This window comes from Brevundimonas sp. GW821-FHT12E07 (genome assembly GCF_058807035.1).
On sequence record NZ_JBXAQH010000001.1, the window covers coordinates 784,912 to 798,173 of the forward strand.

General features: G+C 66.3%; 14 protein-coding genes. 6 read left to right on the forward strand and 8 right to left on the reverse strand.

Features of this window, described 5'->3' with window-relative positions; all coding sequences use genetic code 11:
- Nucleotides 1–34: 34 nt before the first annotated feature.
- The 3 genes from AC1ROD_RS03950 to AC1ROD_RS03960 form a co-directional block, all read right to left on the reverse strand.
- Nucleotides 35–2,551 (reverse strand): TonB-dependent receptor domain-containing protein, encoded by a 2,517-nt coding sequence (locus AC1ROD_RS03950; RefSeq protein ID WP_492946952.1) that lies wholly within the window; start codon nucleotides 2,549–2,551, stop codon nucleotides 35–37.
- 291 nt (nucleotides 2,552–2,842) lie between these two features.
- Nucleotides 2,843–3,349, reverse strand: a complete 507-nt coding sequence (locus AC1ROD_RS03955) for a VOC family protein (RefSeq protein ID WP_492946953.1) — start codon at nucleotides 3,347–3,349, stop codon at nucleotides 2,843–2,845.
- A gap of 252 nt (nucleotides 3,350–3,601) precedes the next feature.
- On the reverse strand, nucleotides 3,602–3,811 hold the full coding sequence (locus AC1ROD_RS03960) for a flagellar basal body rod C-terminal domain-containing protein (protein WP_492946954.1): 210 nt from the start codon (nucleotides 3,809–3,811) through the stop codon (nucleotides 3,602–3,604).
- A gap of 172 nt (nucleotides 3,812–3,983) precedes the next feature.
- Between AC1ROD_RS03960 and AC1ROD_RS03965 the strand changes: the two genes are divergently transcribed.
- The 3 genes from AC1ROD_RS03965 (at nucleotide 3,984) to AC1ROD_RS03975 (ending at nucleotide 5,716) form a co-directional block, all read left to right on the forward strand.
- Complete coding sequence (locus AC1ROD_RS03965; protein WP_492946955.1) at nucleotides 3,984–4,517, forward strand: hypothetical protein; 534 nt, start codon at nucleotides 3,984–3,986, stop codon at nucleotides 4,515–4,517.
- A 36-nt stretch (nucleotides 4,518–4,553) separates the two neighbouring features.
- Nucleotides 4,554–4,874, forward strand: coding sequence for an Mpo1-like protein (locus tag AC1ROD_RS03970; RefSeq protein WP_492946956.1), 321 nt, complete (start codon nucleotides 4,554–4,556; stop codon nucleotides 4,872–4,874).
- Between the two features lie 83 nt (nucleotides 4,875–4,957).
- Complete coding sequence (locus AC1ROD_RS03975; protein ID WP_492946957.1) at nucleotides 4,958–5,716, forward strand: SDR family NAD(P)-dependent oxidoreductase; 759 nt, start codon at nucleotides 4,958–4,960, stop codon at nucleotides 5,714–5,716.
- A 77-nt stretch (nucleotides 5,717–5,793) separates the two neighbouring features.
- Here AC1ROD_RS03975 and AC1ROD_RS03980 read toward each other — a convergent pair whose 3' ends face one another.
- Complete coding sequence (locus AC1ROD_RS03980) at nucleotides 5,794–6,393, reverse strand: 3D domain-containing protein (protein ID WP_492946958.1); 600 nt, start codon at nucleotides 6,391–6,393, stop codon at nucleotides 5,794–5,796.
- A gap of 219 nt (nucleotides 6,394–6,612) precedes the next feature.
- Between AC1ROD_RS03980 and AC1ROD_RS03985 the strand changes: the two genes are divergently transcribed.
- Together AC1ROD_RS03985 and AC1ROD_RS03990 are read left to right on the forward strand one after the other, a co-directional pair.
- On the forward strand, nucleotides 6,613–7,203 hold the full coding sequence (locus AC1ROD_RS03985; protein ID WP_492946959.1) for a glutathione S-transferase family protein: 591 nt from the start codon (nucleotides 6,613–6,615) through the stop codon (nucleotides 7,201–7,203).
- 128 nt (nucleotides 7,204–7,331) lie between these two features.
- A complete protein-coding gene (locus AC1ROD_RS03990) occupies nucleotides 7,332–8,108 on the forward strand; it encodes a transglutaminase-like domain-containing protein (protein WP_492946960.1) in 777 nt (258 codons plus the stop codon).
- Between the two features lie 204 nt (nucleotides 8,109–8,312).
- Here AC1ROD_RS03990 and AC1ROD_RS03995 read toward each other — a convergent pair whose 3' ends face one another.
- Nucleotides 8,313–8,534 carry a hypothetical protein gene (locus tag AC1ROD_RS03995; RefSeq protein WP_492946961.1) on the reverse strand — a complete coding sequence of 74 codons (222 nt, stop codon included), beginning with the start codon at nucleotides 8,532–8,534 and terminating at the stop codon, nucleotides 8,313–8,315.
- A 112-nt stretch (nucleotides 8,535–8,646) separates the two neighbouring features.
- Here AC1ROD_RS03995 and AC1ROD_RS04000 point away from each other — a divergent pair, with 112 nt between their 5' ends.
- Nucleotides 8,647–10,251 carry an NAD(P)/FAD-dependent oxidoreductase gene (locus tag AC1ROD_RS04000; RefSeq protein ID WP_492946962.1) on the forward strand — a complete coding sequence of 535 codons (1,605 nt, stop codon included), beginning with the start codon at nucleotides 8,647–8,649 and terminating at the stop codon, nucleotides 10,249–10,251.
- On the opposite strand, the gene AC1ROD_RS04005 is transcribed toward AC1ROD_RS04000, so the two are convergent.
- The 3 genes from AC1ROD_RS04005 to AC1ROD_RS04015 form a co-directional block, all read right to left on the reverse strand.
- The gene (locus AC1ROD_RS04005) at nucleotides 10,248–10,838 is read right to left on the reverse strand and encodes a hypothetical protein (RefSeq protein WP_492946963.1); all 591 of its coding nucleotides are present in this window, start codon (nucleotides 10,836–10,838) and stop codon (nucleotides 10,248–10,250) included. The two genes, AC1ROD_RS04000 and AC1ROD_RS04005, sit on opposite strands and share 4 nt — an antisense overlap.
- Nucleotides 10,839–10,864: 26 nt before the next feature.
- A complete protein-coding gene (locus AC1ROD_RS04010) occupies nucleotides 10,865–12,607 on the reverse strand; it encodes a M1 family metallopeptidase (RefSeq protein ID WP_492946964.1) in 1,743 nt (580 codons plus the stop codon).
- Nucleotides 12,608–12,674: 67 nt separating this feature from the next.
- A complete protein-coding gene (locus AC1ROD_RS04015) occupies nucleotides 12,675–13,241 on the reverse strand; it encodes an NUDIX domain-containing protein (RefSeq protein ID WP_492946965.1) in 567 nt (188 codons plus the stop codon).
- Between the last annotated feature and the right edge of the window lie 21 nt (nucleotides 13,242–13,262).

A 13,262-nucleotide genomic window follows, 5' to 3' on the forward strand; every position in this document is an offset into this window, starting at 1 on the left:
GCGGCGGCTCCGGGAGGGGCCGCCGCCGTCTCGGTCAGAAGTCCATTCTTGCCGACAGCGAGATGGTCCGGCCATTCGCCGCCCGGCCCAGACCCACGCCATTGGCCGGGACCGAGGGTGTCGTGATCTCGATCCAGGCGACCTCGTCGAAGAGGTTGTTGGCGTTGAGCATGAGCTGGACGCGTTCGACGGGGCGGTACTGGAGGAAGGCGTTGACCAGCAGGTAGCCGGGGACGCGCATGATGTCGTTGTCGGTGGCGTAGCTGCTGGTGGCGCCGATGAGGTTGGCGCCGATGGTGACGTAGCGGTTCTGGTACTGGGGCGTGGCCTGGTAGAGGAAGTCGGGCTGGCGACGCGGGACCATGCCGTTGACGGTGGGGTTCAGCTTGTCGTCGACGATCTCGGCCTGGGTCCAGGTGACGCCGGCGATGAGGCTGAACGGGCCGTGCTGGACGGCGCCCTCGGCCTCGACGCCATAGGCGGTGTAGTTGCGGTCGGTGGTGATGGCGCCGGCCTGGACGTTGGTGTCCTCGGTGTCGGCCGAGAAGCCGGTGACGTTCAGGGTCAGGTTGGCGCGACGGTATTTGAAGCCGCCTTCCAGCTGTTCGACGATGTCATAGCCGTCGGCTTCGTCGGGCATCGAGCCGTCGACGGTGCTGACCTTGGACGAATAGAGGATCTTGTCGGCGCCGGCGCGGGCGCCGCGGCTGTAGCGGGCGAAGACGGCGAAGGGCTCGGCGACGCGGAAATTCACGCCGGTCGAATAGCTGAGATAGCCGTAGTCGTAGTCTACGGGTGCGGGGCTGCCGAGCGGGGTGACGGCGGTCTTGCCCTCGGCGACCGAGATGACGCCGTCGCCGTTGAAGTCATAGCCGATGATGCCGACGCGGCCGCCGCCGAGGTCGGCGCCGTAGAGCTGGCCGCTGACGTCGCCCGCATCCCAGCGCAGACTGCCGCCGACCGAGAAACGGCCGAAGCGGTAGTTGAGCGAGCCGTAGGGGGCGACGATATTGTACTCGACGTCGTATTTGCGGCGGTAGAAGGCGGTGTTGCCCGAGCGGTTGAAGCCCAGATAGCCGCCTTGGGTCTGGGGAATGCCGGCGGCGTTGGTCCAGTTGATCAGGGCCGAGGTTCCGTCGCCGCCGACCAGCTGGATATGGTTGCCGTAGAGCCAGTCGCTGCCGAGGTTCTGGATCGAGTTGTAGAGGCCGGCAGTGACCGTCAGCTCGTTGCCGCCGACCTCGAAGGCGCGGCTGGCGCGGATGTCGTTGATGAAGTTGTCGAGCTTGGTCGCGTCGATGCGGTTCAGCGAGCTGGCCACGACCAGGCCGTTGCCGTTGACGGTGGCGAGGTTGGGGATGACCTGACCGGCGAGGGGGCCGGTGGCGTAGCTGAAGGTCCCGGTGCCCCCACCGAGCGAGGCGGGCAGGGCGTTTCCGGCATAGACGGCCGAGATCAGGTTGCGAGTGGTGCCGCCCGAGATCTGGGAGTAGCGGGCGCGCTGGGTGATGGTCCAGTCGTCGACGGTGAACTGGCTCTCGACGCCGATCGACTTGACCTCGGCGTTCATGCCCGTGTCCATCGGGATAACGGTCGGGTTGTTGGAGCCGTCCAGGGTGATGACGCCGGGGAGGTAGCCGGAGAGCATCGAGTCCTTGCGGACGTCATAGCCGGCGTAGCTCTCGAAGGTCGGGTCGTCGTTCGTGCCGGTGATGCGCACGGGGCCGGACAGGTACTGGGGCGAGGTGTCTTTGAGGTATTTGCCCGAGAGGCGGACAAAGCCGCCGGTGAAGGTCTTGGTCAGGTTGAACTTCAGCTGGCCGCCTTCGAAGGCGTTGTAGCCGACCTCGCGCGGGCCTTCGCCGGAGCGGTAGAAGCCGCCAACGTGGAAGCGCAGGGTGTCGCTGAGCGGGGCGCCGTAGTCGAAGTCGACGCGGTTGGTGTCGTAGTCGAGGCCGGTGGTGATCTGGATCGCGCCGCCCTTGACGTCGCCGGTGCGCGACAGAAGGTTGATCACCCCGCCGGGCGAGTTGGAGGCGAAGGTCGAGGACGATCCGCCGCGGATGGCTTCAATGGCGGCTAGGTTGAAGTCGGCGCGAATAAAGATGTCCGAAGCGACGTTGAAGAAGTCGCCGAACTCCAGGACCGGCAGGCCGTCTTCCTGAATCTGCATGTATTTGGAGCCGCTGGACGCCAGGGGCAGGCCGCGGATGGTGTAGGCCGAGTTGCCGTCGCCGGTGGAGGACTCGGTGCGGATGCCCGGGATGTTGCGGATGATGTCGGCCAGGGAGCGGGCGCCGAGCAACTGAATCTCGTTCTGCCTCAAGGCGCTGGTCGAGGTGGCGCTGTCCAGACGATCGCGGCCGCGGGCGACGCCGGTCGAGAAGACGGCCTCGGCGGGCGCGGCGGCGGGCGGGCGAGCCGCAGGGTTCTGGGTCTGGATCGCCTCGCTGGAGGCTGCTCCATTTTCGGATTCAGCGGCCCAGGCCGGATTGAACGCTGACGCGAGAACAACTGGCGCAAATGCCAGCAACAGTGATTTGGTCTTCATGGTTTGTCCCCCGGATTAAGAACCGCTTCCGAGCGACATGGAACAAGAAGGATAATCACCGATTAACTGAACAATTCTTCGCCCTTGAGTTCGGAATTACGTAAGTAACACTACGTAGCGGTGCAACTTCCGACTATATAAACGCTGATCAGTTTTGAGAGGTTACACGGGCAATGGCTATCGGACAGGTCCGATAGTGAGCTCGGTCGGGTTGCTGCCGCATTTGGCGCCAAGCCGTCGCTGAAGGGGGGGAAACCGGCGGCCTCTCCCCGTGCCGCCGTCTCCACACGATCAGGCGTTCTCGAGCGTGCGTTCCTGAGGCTGGTGCGAATCCAGCGCACTGTTCGGGTCGGCCATGTCGGTCACGGCATTGGCGAAGCCCAGGTATTCCGCGGCGAAGGCGGGAGTCAGGGCCTCGACGAGCCAGGCGTTCTCGATCCACACCTCGACGACGTGGAAATGGCCGCCACGGTCGCAGACGTAGCTCTCCCAGCCGCGCGCCTCGGCCATCGCATGGATGGTCTCCGCCGAATGATCGACGCTGACGGCGAAGTGGGTGGGCGACCGCTCCGGGCCCGTGGCCGGGTTCTGCAGGAAGATGGAGCCGGGCTCGCCGTTCGGGACCATGACGGTTCCGGCCGGATAGATCTCGACGGCGGTGCCCTTGCCGTCGGCCTTGAAGACCATGCGGCTGCCGGGGTTGGGCGGGAAGTCGACGGACACGCCGCCGATCAGTTCGGCGAAGAAGTCGCCGACGGCGTTGGGGTCGCGGGCGCTGACGGACAGGTGGTGGATCATCGTAAGGGTCTCCTCAGAGTGGGCAAGGCTCCGCCGGGACGTGCGAAAGGGTTCGCCGCCTGAAGGTCGGGACTGGCCGCTGTTGATGGGTCTCGCGGGCCGACTCCCGCAGGAGCGGCGTCGCGAGGCCGGGAGAACTAGGGTCGCCGACCTCGGGTCTCAACTTAAATGGGTGTCATGAGCCCGTATTAACCTTGGCCACAGGACGGCCCCGAAATCGGACCGAATTCGGCAGGCGAACGGGCGTGTCGCCTAGGCGAAGATGTCCAGGATGGCGCCGACCATGTCGTCGGCGGTGCGGCGCACGGCGGCGTTGGCCTTGAAGGCTGTCTTGGCCTCGATGCGTTCGACCGTTTCTTCGGCCAGGTTTTCCAGCGGATTGGCGGCCGTGCGCGCCGCGCTGCCCTCGAAGCGGACGAGGGCGGTCGACATTCCGGCGCTGGCGATCGAGGCGGCGTTCATGGGAAGCGAGACTATTGCGAACAGGCTTAAACGGCCGTGAGCAAAGGTGGTGAACCGGTTCAGGTGTTTACCCGATCCTTTCAGCGAACGTCGTGCGGCTTGTGCGGCCGGTCGCGGCGGTGCAGGGTTAATCCGCCGGGGGGCGTCCACGAGGGTGGAGGAGAGGGCGACCATGTTCAGTGGAGCGCATCTGAAGCGGCGGCTGGGCCAGTACGGCGCCGCCTGGGTGATCGGGTTTCTGGTCTCGGGCGCGGGGATCCTGATCGGATGCCTGTTCATGGACATGATGGCGGCGGCGGATCTGGTGCTGCCGTTCGTGCTGGGCGCCGTCGGCCTGGCGCTGGGCGTCGGGGTCGTGACGACCCTGCTGTCGGGCCAGACAGTCGGGACCAAGCTGGCCGTCGTGCTGCTGGCCCTGCTGCTGGTGCTGCCGCTGTTGTGGGCGCCGGTGTCGGCGGCGGTCGTGATCGCCTTCTTCGCGGACCGGTCGATCGAATATTCGCAGGTCTATGCCGGCTTCCAGATCGGGATCAGCCGGGTCCTGTTCCCGATCAGCGAGTGGGTGCTGGGCGGGGCGGTGTTCCAGAGCGTCTGGCAAGCCTTCCAGATCGTGGCTTCTGTGGTCGGCTTCTTCTCGGCGCTCGCCAACATCTGGCCGATCATCCGGCGGGTGCTGGGACCGGAGCCCGGGCGAGAGGCGGCCTGATTTGCATCGGACCCGAGAGGAGCGCAGGTTTCACATATGAGCAGTCAACCCGCCCCCGGCGAACGCTACGCCTCGTTCGCAGCCTTCTATCCGTACTACATCCATGAGCACTCCAACCGGACGTGCCGGCGGATCCATGTGGTGGGCACGGGGCTGGTCATCCTGACCTGGGTGCTGGCGCTGACGGTGAGCCTGTGGTGGTTTGCGGCCAGTCCGGTGGTGGGCTACGGCTTCGCCTGGGTCGGGCATTTCTTCTTCGAGAAGAACAGGCCGGCGACCTTCCAGTATCCGCTGTGGAGCCTGATGGGCGACTTCCGCCTGTTCTTCGAGACGGTCAGCGGCAAGCGGAAATTCTGAAACCGTAAGTGTTCCGGATAGCGGTTACGTCAGCTGTCTGACAGGTCCATATCCAGCGCTCCCCCACTCAAGGAGCGTATCGGATGGAACAGGAACTCAAGGGTCAGGTGATCATCGTCACGGGCGGCGCCAGCGGCATCGGGCGCGACGCCTGTTTCGCCCTGGCCCGCAAGGGCGCCGATCTGGTGGTCGCGGACTTCAATGAGGATGGGGCGAAGCCCGTCGCCGAAGAGGCGCGGGCGCTGGGTGTGAAGGCCGAGGCCTTCAAGGTCGATGTGTCGAAGGCCGCCGAGGTCGAGGCCCTCGTCGACTTCGCCGTGACCACCTTCGGGACGCTGAGCGGCATGTTCAACAACGCCGGGGTCAGCAAGGTGCAGTCGCTGCTGGAGATGGACCCGGCGTCCTATCTGAAGGTCATCGAGGTCGATCAGCACAGCGTTTATTACGGCCTCCACTATGGGGCCAAAGCGATGGTGAAGCTGGGGGTGAAGGGGGTGTTCGTGAACACCGCCTCGATCTACGGCTCGGTCGCGGCCAAGGGCAGCTTCAACTACAACGCCGCCAAATCGGCCGTGATCGCCATGACCCGGTCGGGCGCGCTGGAGCTGGCCGAATACGGCATCCGGGTCGCGGCCGTGGCGCCGGGCTTCATCGAGACCCCGATGATGGGTCAGCTGGACGAAGCCGCCCGCGCCGCCCTGGCCAGCCAGCATGTGACCCATCAGCTGATCCAGCCGGAGAAGGTGGCCAGCGTGGTGGCCTTCCTGTTCACCGATGCCGCCTCGGCCATCAACGGTTCGACCGTTGCGGTCGACGACGGCTTCCTGGCGTTCAAGGTCTAGGCGGTAGCAGTCTGAAAGCAGAAAGGGCGGCCGGTTCGCACCGGCCGCCCTTTTCCGTATCGCCTTGAAAGCGGGGTCTAGTTGGCCGCCATCTGCAGCGGAGCCGCCGGGGCGGTGGTGGCTGGCGGGCAGCCGTCGAAGGTTCCGGCGCGGACGATGGTCAGGGTGGCCTGGTTGAGGCGGCGGGCCTGCTGCATCGAGGCTCGGCCGTTGCCGGTGTAGAGGTCGACGCGCTGGCCCTTGATCGAGCCGCCCGTGTCGGAGGCGTACCAGTAGCCGTCGTGAATAGTGCCGTCGGCCAGACGCATGCCGACCGTCTCGCGAATGAACAGCTTGGTGCGGCGGGGAATGACGCGGGGATCGGTGGCCACGGTGCGCATGGCGACCGGGCGGCAGCCCAGGCTGTCGTTGCCCGTCGCTCCACCGCCACCGGCATGGTAGAGGCTGGCGTGGGCGTTCCAGTCGGGATCTTCGGCCATCAGCTCGGCCTGTTCGGGGGTCAGGTTGGCGATCGCCACCGCATCCGTATCCGCGTCGCCGTTGGAACCGATCGTCGTATCCGGGGTTTCCGAAGCAGTCCGCTCGTGAGCGATGACGGCGTCGTACGCGACGGGCTCACCCATGGCCGAAGAGGCGAGGGCGGCAAGAGAGACGATGGCGGCGACGGCGAAACGCACGGGCAAGGCTCATGGCGGCGCCGACCGGGAACCATGGCGGCCCGTGCTGTCTCGTTTGAACCTGTGACCACAATGTGGCGAAGACTGTGGCGGAACCCGTTCGTCCACATCTGCGATGGATAAGCGTGGCTTATCCAGAGTGATTCTGAATCTGGCTTGGGCAGAGGCTGAGATTGCGATATCAGTATATCGCAATTCTTAATCCTTGATCTGGGCGCGATGCTTACTCTCTATGGTGATATTCGTTCGGGCAACTGCTTGAAGGTCAAGTGGTTGCTGGACTGGCTCGGGCGTGATTATCGCTGGATCGAAGTCGATATCCTGACGGGCGGTAGCCGGACACCGGAATTCCTGGCCCTGAACACCGCCGGCCAGGTCCCGACACTGGTATTCGCCGACGGCCGGCCGCTGGCCCAGTCGAACGCCATAATCCTCGCACTGGCCGAAAGTACGAGCCTCATTCCTGTGGATGACTACGACCGGGCGGTGATGCTGGAGTGGTTGTTCTGGGAGCAGTACAGCCACGAGCCCTATGTCGCGGTGGCCCGGTTCCAGCGCGCCTATCTCGGCAAGTCCGCCGAAGAGATCGAGACGCGGATCATGGAACGGGGCCACGGCGCCCTGGTCCGGATGGAGGCGCGGCTGTCCGAACCGGGGCGGGACTGGCTGGTCGCGGCAGCGGTGTCGTTGGCCGATCTGGCTTTGGTGGCCTACACCCGCGTGGCGCATGAGGGCGGGTTCGACCTGTCCGCCTATCCGGCGGTGAAGGGCTGGATCGGGCGGGTTGAGGCGGTGTTCGGTATCGGGTGACGGGGGTCTTCGGGCGGCCCCTCTAGCTTTCGCCCCAATCCTCGTGTCTATGCGCCGGCCCGATGCGGAACGCGCGCGCCTGAGCGTCGTTGAGCAGCGGCCAGTCTCACCCCTTTCAGAGTGCCCCGATGAAGCTGCGTGTCCGCGCCGAGCTGGTCTATCGTTTCGAGCCGCCCACGGACGCCATCTATCAGATCGAGGTGGCCCACTGGCCGGGTCAGGAGATCCTGGAAGAGAGCCTGACGACCAACCCGCCGGTGGTCTTCCACGAGGACAAGGACGCGGTGTTTGGAGCGCGGACGCTGCGGGCGCACCTCGAGGGCGAGGTGGCGCTGGTCTATGAGGCGGTGGTCGACAACGGCTCGCTGAAGGGCCTGCCGCTGGGCGTGCGTCAGCACGACTGGAACGACCTGCCGGCCGACGCCCTGACCTATCTGCTGCCCAGCCGCTATTGCCCGTCGGACCAGTTCGGGCGGTTCGTGCAGCGCGAGTTCGGCGAGACCACGGGCGGGGAGAGGGTGCTGGCCATCCTCGACTGGATCCAGCGCCATGTGGACTATGAGCACGGCGTCTCGGACAGCGAAACGACGGCGGCGCGGACCTTCATCGACCGGGCCGGGGTGTGCCGCGACTTCACCCATCTGGGCATCACCCTGTGCCGGGCCTCGGGCATTCCGGCGCGGGCGGTCAGCGCCTATGCCCACCAGCTGACGCCGCCGGATTTCCACGCCATCTTCGAGGTCTATCTGGACGCCGGCTGGTGGCTGGTCGATCCGACGGGTCTGGCGCCGATCGAGGGGCTGGTCCGCATCGCCTGCGGCCGCGACGCCGCCGACATCGCCTTCCTGAGCACCCAGGGGAACTGTCAGATGGTGCGGCAGTCGATCACGGCTGAGGCGGTTTGAGGCGACGGCGTCAGTTCGGGCCTGATGGGGCTCGATATCTTGCGTCGAGCGAAGCGGCGACAGGATCATTTCCCACAAGCGCGTCCAGCTCGGATCGAACTCTGTCGACGGCCTCCCGGGACTGGAAGCTTTCGTAGCGAACGACGACGTTGGCCGCGCGGATCACATTGTCCCGTTCGCGATGCGATAACCGTCGTCCTTGGCTCACCTCGCTCGCAGGTCTTCAAGGGTCATCGACACGATGAAATAGGCATAGACGCAGCGCGTGGCGTTCTCCGAGTAGTCATCGTCATCGACAAACGTGCATCGCTCCCGGACGCGTTCGGCCTGGGTCACGAGCGGGGCGCGTCCATGAATTTCAGGCCTGTGCGCACAGGCGCCGGTCGCCATCACAGCCAGCAGGGCCAAGCTTGCGGTGCGTATCATGATACGGCCTTGCGGAAGGGTGATCTCTGAAGACTGGTGGCTTCACGACGGTTCGCAACGTCGCTCGATCTTGCCCCATGCGTTCAGCGTCATGACCGGGTAGAAGGCGCGGATGTTGCGCCTGTCCGAACTCAAGCTGCCTCTCGACCATACGCCGGAGGCCCTGCCCGAAGCGATCGCCGCGCGTCTGGGCGTGGCGCCGCACGATCTGATTTCATGGTCGGTGTGGAAGCGGGCGCATGATGCGCGGAAGAAGTCCGCGATCCTGAAGGTCTATATCCTCGATGTCGAAGTCCGGGATGAGGCGGCGGTGCTGGCCCGGTTCCGGGATGATCCGCACCTGAAGCCGACGCCGGACGTGGCCTGGCGTCCAGTGACCACGGCGCCGAAGGGCGAGACGCGGCGGCCCGTGGTGATCGGGGCCGGGCCGTGCGGCCTGTTTGCCGGGCTTATCCTGGCCGAGATGGGCTTCCGGCCGATCATTCTCGACCGCGGCAAGGTGGTGCGGGAGCGGACGAAGGATACGTGGGAGCTGTGGCGGAAGAGCAGGCTGCATCCGGAGTCGAACGTCCAGTTCGGCGAGGGCGGGGCGGGCACCTTCTCGGACGGCAAGCTCTATAGCCAGATCAAGGATCCGCGCTTCCTGGCGCGCAAGGTGCTGACCGAGTTCGTCGCGGCGGGCGCGCCCGAGGAGATCCTGACCGAGGCCCATCCGCACATCGGCACCTTCCGTCTGGTCACCATGGTCGAGGCCATGCGCGAGAAGATCGAGGCCCTGGGCGGGGAGTACCGGTTCGAACACCGGGTCGTCGATATCGAGCTGGACAAGGGCGCCTTGCGGGGCGTGCATCTGCACACCGGCGAGTTCCTGGAGGCCGACCATGTGGTCTTCGCCATCGGCCATTCGTCGCGCGACACCTTCCAGACCCTGTACGACCGGGGCGTCCATATCGAGGCCAAGCCCTTCTCGATCGGCTTCCGCATCGAGCATCCGCAATCGTGGATCGACCGGGCCCTGTTCGGTCCCTGCGCCGGGCATCCCGATCTGGGGGCGGCGGCCTATTCGCTGTCGCATCACTGTTCGAACGGGCGGACCGTCTACAGCTTCTGCATGTGCCCGGGCGGGACGGTGGTGGCGGCGACCAGCGAGCCGGGCCGCGTCGTGACCAACGGCATGAGCCAGTATTCGCGCAATGAGCGGAACGCCAACTCCGGCTTCGTGGTCGGTATCTCGCCCGAGGACTATCCGAGCGACCACCCGCTGGCGGGGATCGAACTGCAGCGCGATCTGGAGACGCGCGCCTATGCGGCCGGCGGCGGCGACTATTTCGCGCCGGGGCAGCTGGTCGGGGACTTCCTGGCGGGGCGGGCCTCGACCGAACTGGGGGAGGTCATTCCCAGCTACAAGCCGGGGGTGCGGCCGACCGATCTGGCGCCGCTGATGCCCGACTATGTGATCGCCGCCATGCGCGAGGCCCTGCCGGTCTTCGGCCGCAAGATCCCGCGCTATGACGACGCCCAGGCCGTGCTGACGGGGGTGGAGACGCGCAGCTCCTCGCCGATCCGCATGACCCGCGGCGCCGACTTCCAGAGCCTGAACGTGCGCGGCCTGTTCCCGGCGGGCGAAGGCGCCGGCTATGCGGGCGGCATCCTTTCGGCCGCCGTCGACGGGATCAAGGTGGCGGAGGCCGTGGCGAAGTCGATGACGGGCGTCTAGCTGCTCGCGGAACAGCTTGCCGAGGCGCTGACGATGAAGCCCGACAGGCCGCCGCGCGTCTGGGCATCCAGCAAGGCGTCCAGAGCCGACGATTTCGCCTGGGGCTGTACGCGCAGGATCGCGCGATAGGCGCTGAGCGCGCTTTCGACGCCTGCCAGTTGCGCATACCGATCGTCCGTCCTTTCCGGATTCTCGATTTTGTAGACGGCCATCGCGAACGCGTACTGCAGCGTAATCTCACCGGCGTAGGGATAGTCCGTCTTCAAACCGCCGAGATAGTCGAGGCAGACGTTCACCGACACATCAGGCACGTCCACGAGCCATTGGAGCGCCCAGGCGCGATCGGCCCGGGCCTCCGGTTGCAGCGGAGCGGCTTCCAGCCTGTGCGTGATCGAGATGAAGCGCGCGCGTTCCTCGACCGACGAAGGCGCCCGGGATTGGGTCTGCGCCTGCGCCTGCGCTTGCGCTGTGCTCATCGGGGTCAGCGCAAAAACCAGCGCCAGCGCCAGCCATCCGAACAAGGACCGACGGCGCGCGCTCCCGGACGCGGTGACCGACATTCGCGGCTCCAATTTGATGATGTTCATGACGCACACGCCCCTGACTTCGCCGCCTAGTGCCTCGGCCTCGCAGGCCCGTTGTCCTCGCGCTGGCGGGCTTGGTAGGCGTCGATGAAGTCGAGCTGGCGCAGCAGCTTGTTGTGCGGGTCTAGGATGATGTGGGCGCCCTCGGGGGCGGTGAAGTCGCCCTTGCCGTCGCGCATCGGCAGGGTGCGCAGCTGGCCGTCGACCTCGACCTCGACCGGCATGGGGAAGGCCTCGGCGGTGTCGGTCCAGGCCACGCTGGCGCGGTCGCCGTCGCGGGTCAGGACCAGTTTCGGCAGGGCCGCCTGATAGACATAGGTGGCGAAGAACCAGCCGAGATCGCGCCGGCTCTCTTCATTGACGATGCGGATGAAGTCGGGCGTCGAGGCGTAGAGGGGCTCGAAATTGCCGGGGCGCGGATCGGGGCGGCCATAGACCAGACGGGTCAGGGAGCGCTTGAAGGCATCGTCGCCGATCAGCAGGCGCAACGAATGGGCGACGAGCGCGCCCTTGTAATAGAGGTCCAGCCCCGGGCCGGTGGCGTCGGTATAGACCGTCGCGGAATCCTGCGGCTTGCCCGAGACCAGAGGGAAGGTGTTGTGCAGACCCAGCCGCATGGTCGCCAGCTCGGCCTCCATATAACGGTCGCCGTTCAGCCAGCGGGCGTAGAGGGGCTGCATATAGGTGCCCAGCCCCTCGTGCAGCCACATGTCGTCCCAGGTGACATTGGTCATCTGGTTGCCGAACCATTCGTGGGCCAGTTCGTGCTGGAGCAGCCAGTCGTAGCCCTTGCCGTCCAGCTTGTAGGCATTGCCGTAGGCGTTGATGGTCTGGTGCTCCATGCCCAGGTGCGGGGTCTCGACCACGCCCATCTTCTCATCGCCGAAGGGGAAGGGGCCGACTTCGCTCACATAGAAGTCGAGCATCTTCGGAAACTCGGCGAACAGGGCCTCGGCGCGGTCCTGACGGTCGGAGGCGAGGCGCCAGAAGTGCAGGGGCACGGTGTTGCCGAACCGGCTGTGATAGTCGGCGGTCATCTCGACATACGGCCCGATGTTCAGGGCGATGGCGTAGGTGTCGGGGTGGGCCGCGGTCCAGTTCCAGGTGGTCGTGCTGTCGCCGTTGTCGGTCTTGCCGAGGAAACGGCCGTTGGACGGGGCCGAAAGGTCGGACGGGATGGTGATGTGCAGGTCGGCGCGGGCGGGCTCGCCCTCCGGATGGTCGATACAGGGCCAGAACAGGTCGCAGCCCTCACCCTGGACGGCGGTGGCGATCCACGGCTTGTTGTCGGGGGTTTGGGCCCAGACGAAGCCGCCATCCCAGGGGGCGTTCTTCGCCTGATGCGGCGAGCCCGAATAAGCGATGCGGAGCGAGGCCGTCTGGCCGGCGGCCAACGGGGTCGGCAGGGTGACGGTCATCCGGCCGTCGGGGTTGGTCCACTGGGCGGCGTCCAGCGTCTGGCCGTCGACCGAGACGGAGGAGATGGCGAAGACGGTATCGAACTCGACCACCAGCCGGTCGAGCGGGGCCGTGGCGGTGAAGTCGAGTGTCGCGACCGCGTCGATGGTCTTGCTGTCCGGCATCACCTTGAAGGCGAGGTCCGCCTTGTCGAAGCGCATGGCAAGCTGTTCGGGCGTGCGCGGCGTGCCGGTGGTCAGGGTGAAGGCGGTGCTCGCGGACGCCGGTTGGGGCGTCTGGGCCGGGGCCGCCGTTGCGGCGGCCAGCGCGGTCAGGGACAGGGTGGCGGCAAGAAGGAACCGGGACGCGGTCATGGACACTCCGAACAATGCGGGGCGACCCTAGACCGGGCAGGGCGGGGCTGTCGAACGCCCCAGGCCGTCAGAAGAGTTCGGGCCGGCGCAGGCGCAGGGCCGAGAGCAGAGCCAGGGTCTTCATGTCTTTGAGCGCGCCGTCGTCCTGAAGCCGGGCGAGATCGGCCAGAGGCGCCTCGACGACCTCGATCTCCTCATTCTCTTCTGCCAGCCCGCCGCCGGTCGCGACGCGGTCGGCCAGCGCATAGGCGCCGAGATAGAGGGCGATCCGTTCGGTGGAGACGCCGGGGCAGGAGTAGGCCGAAGCGACGAAGTCGAGCTCGCCGAGCGTCGCCCCGACCTCTTCCAGGGCCTCGCGGCGGACGGCGATCTCCTCGCTCTCGCCCGGATCGACCAGACCGGCGGGGGCTTCCAGCAGATGCGGATCGGCGGCGCCGTCGACGAGGGGGCCAGTCCGCATCTGGCGGACCAGCAGGGCGACGCGGCGTTCGGGGTCGTAGGGCAGGACGGCGACGGCCGAGCCGTGATCCTCGACCTCGCGAGTGATGATCACGCCCGAGTCGAGTTCGATGCTCGCCTTGTAGAGTTTCGACCAGCCTTCATAGACCGGCGTCTTCGAGATCAGTCGGCTCATTACGGCTCCACGGGGAGGGGA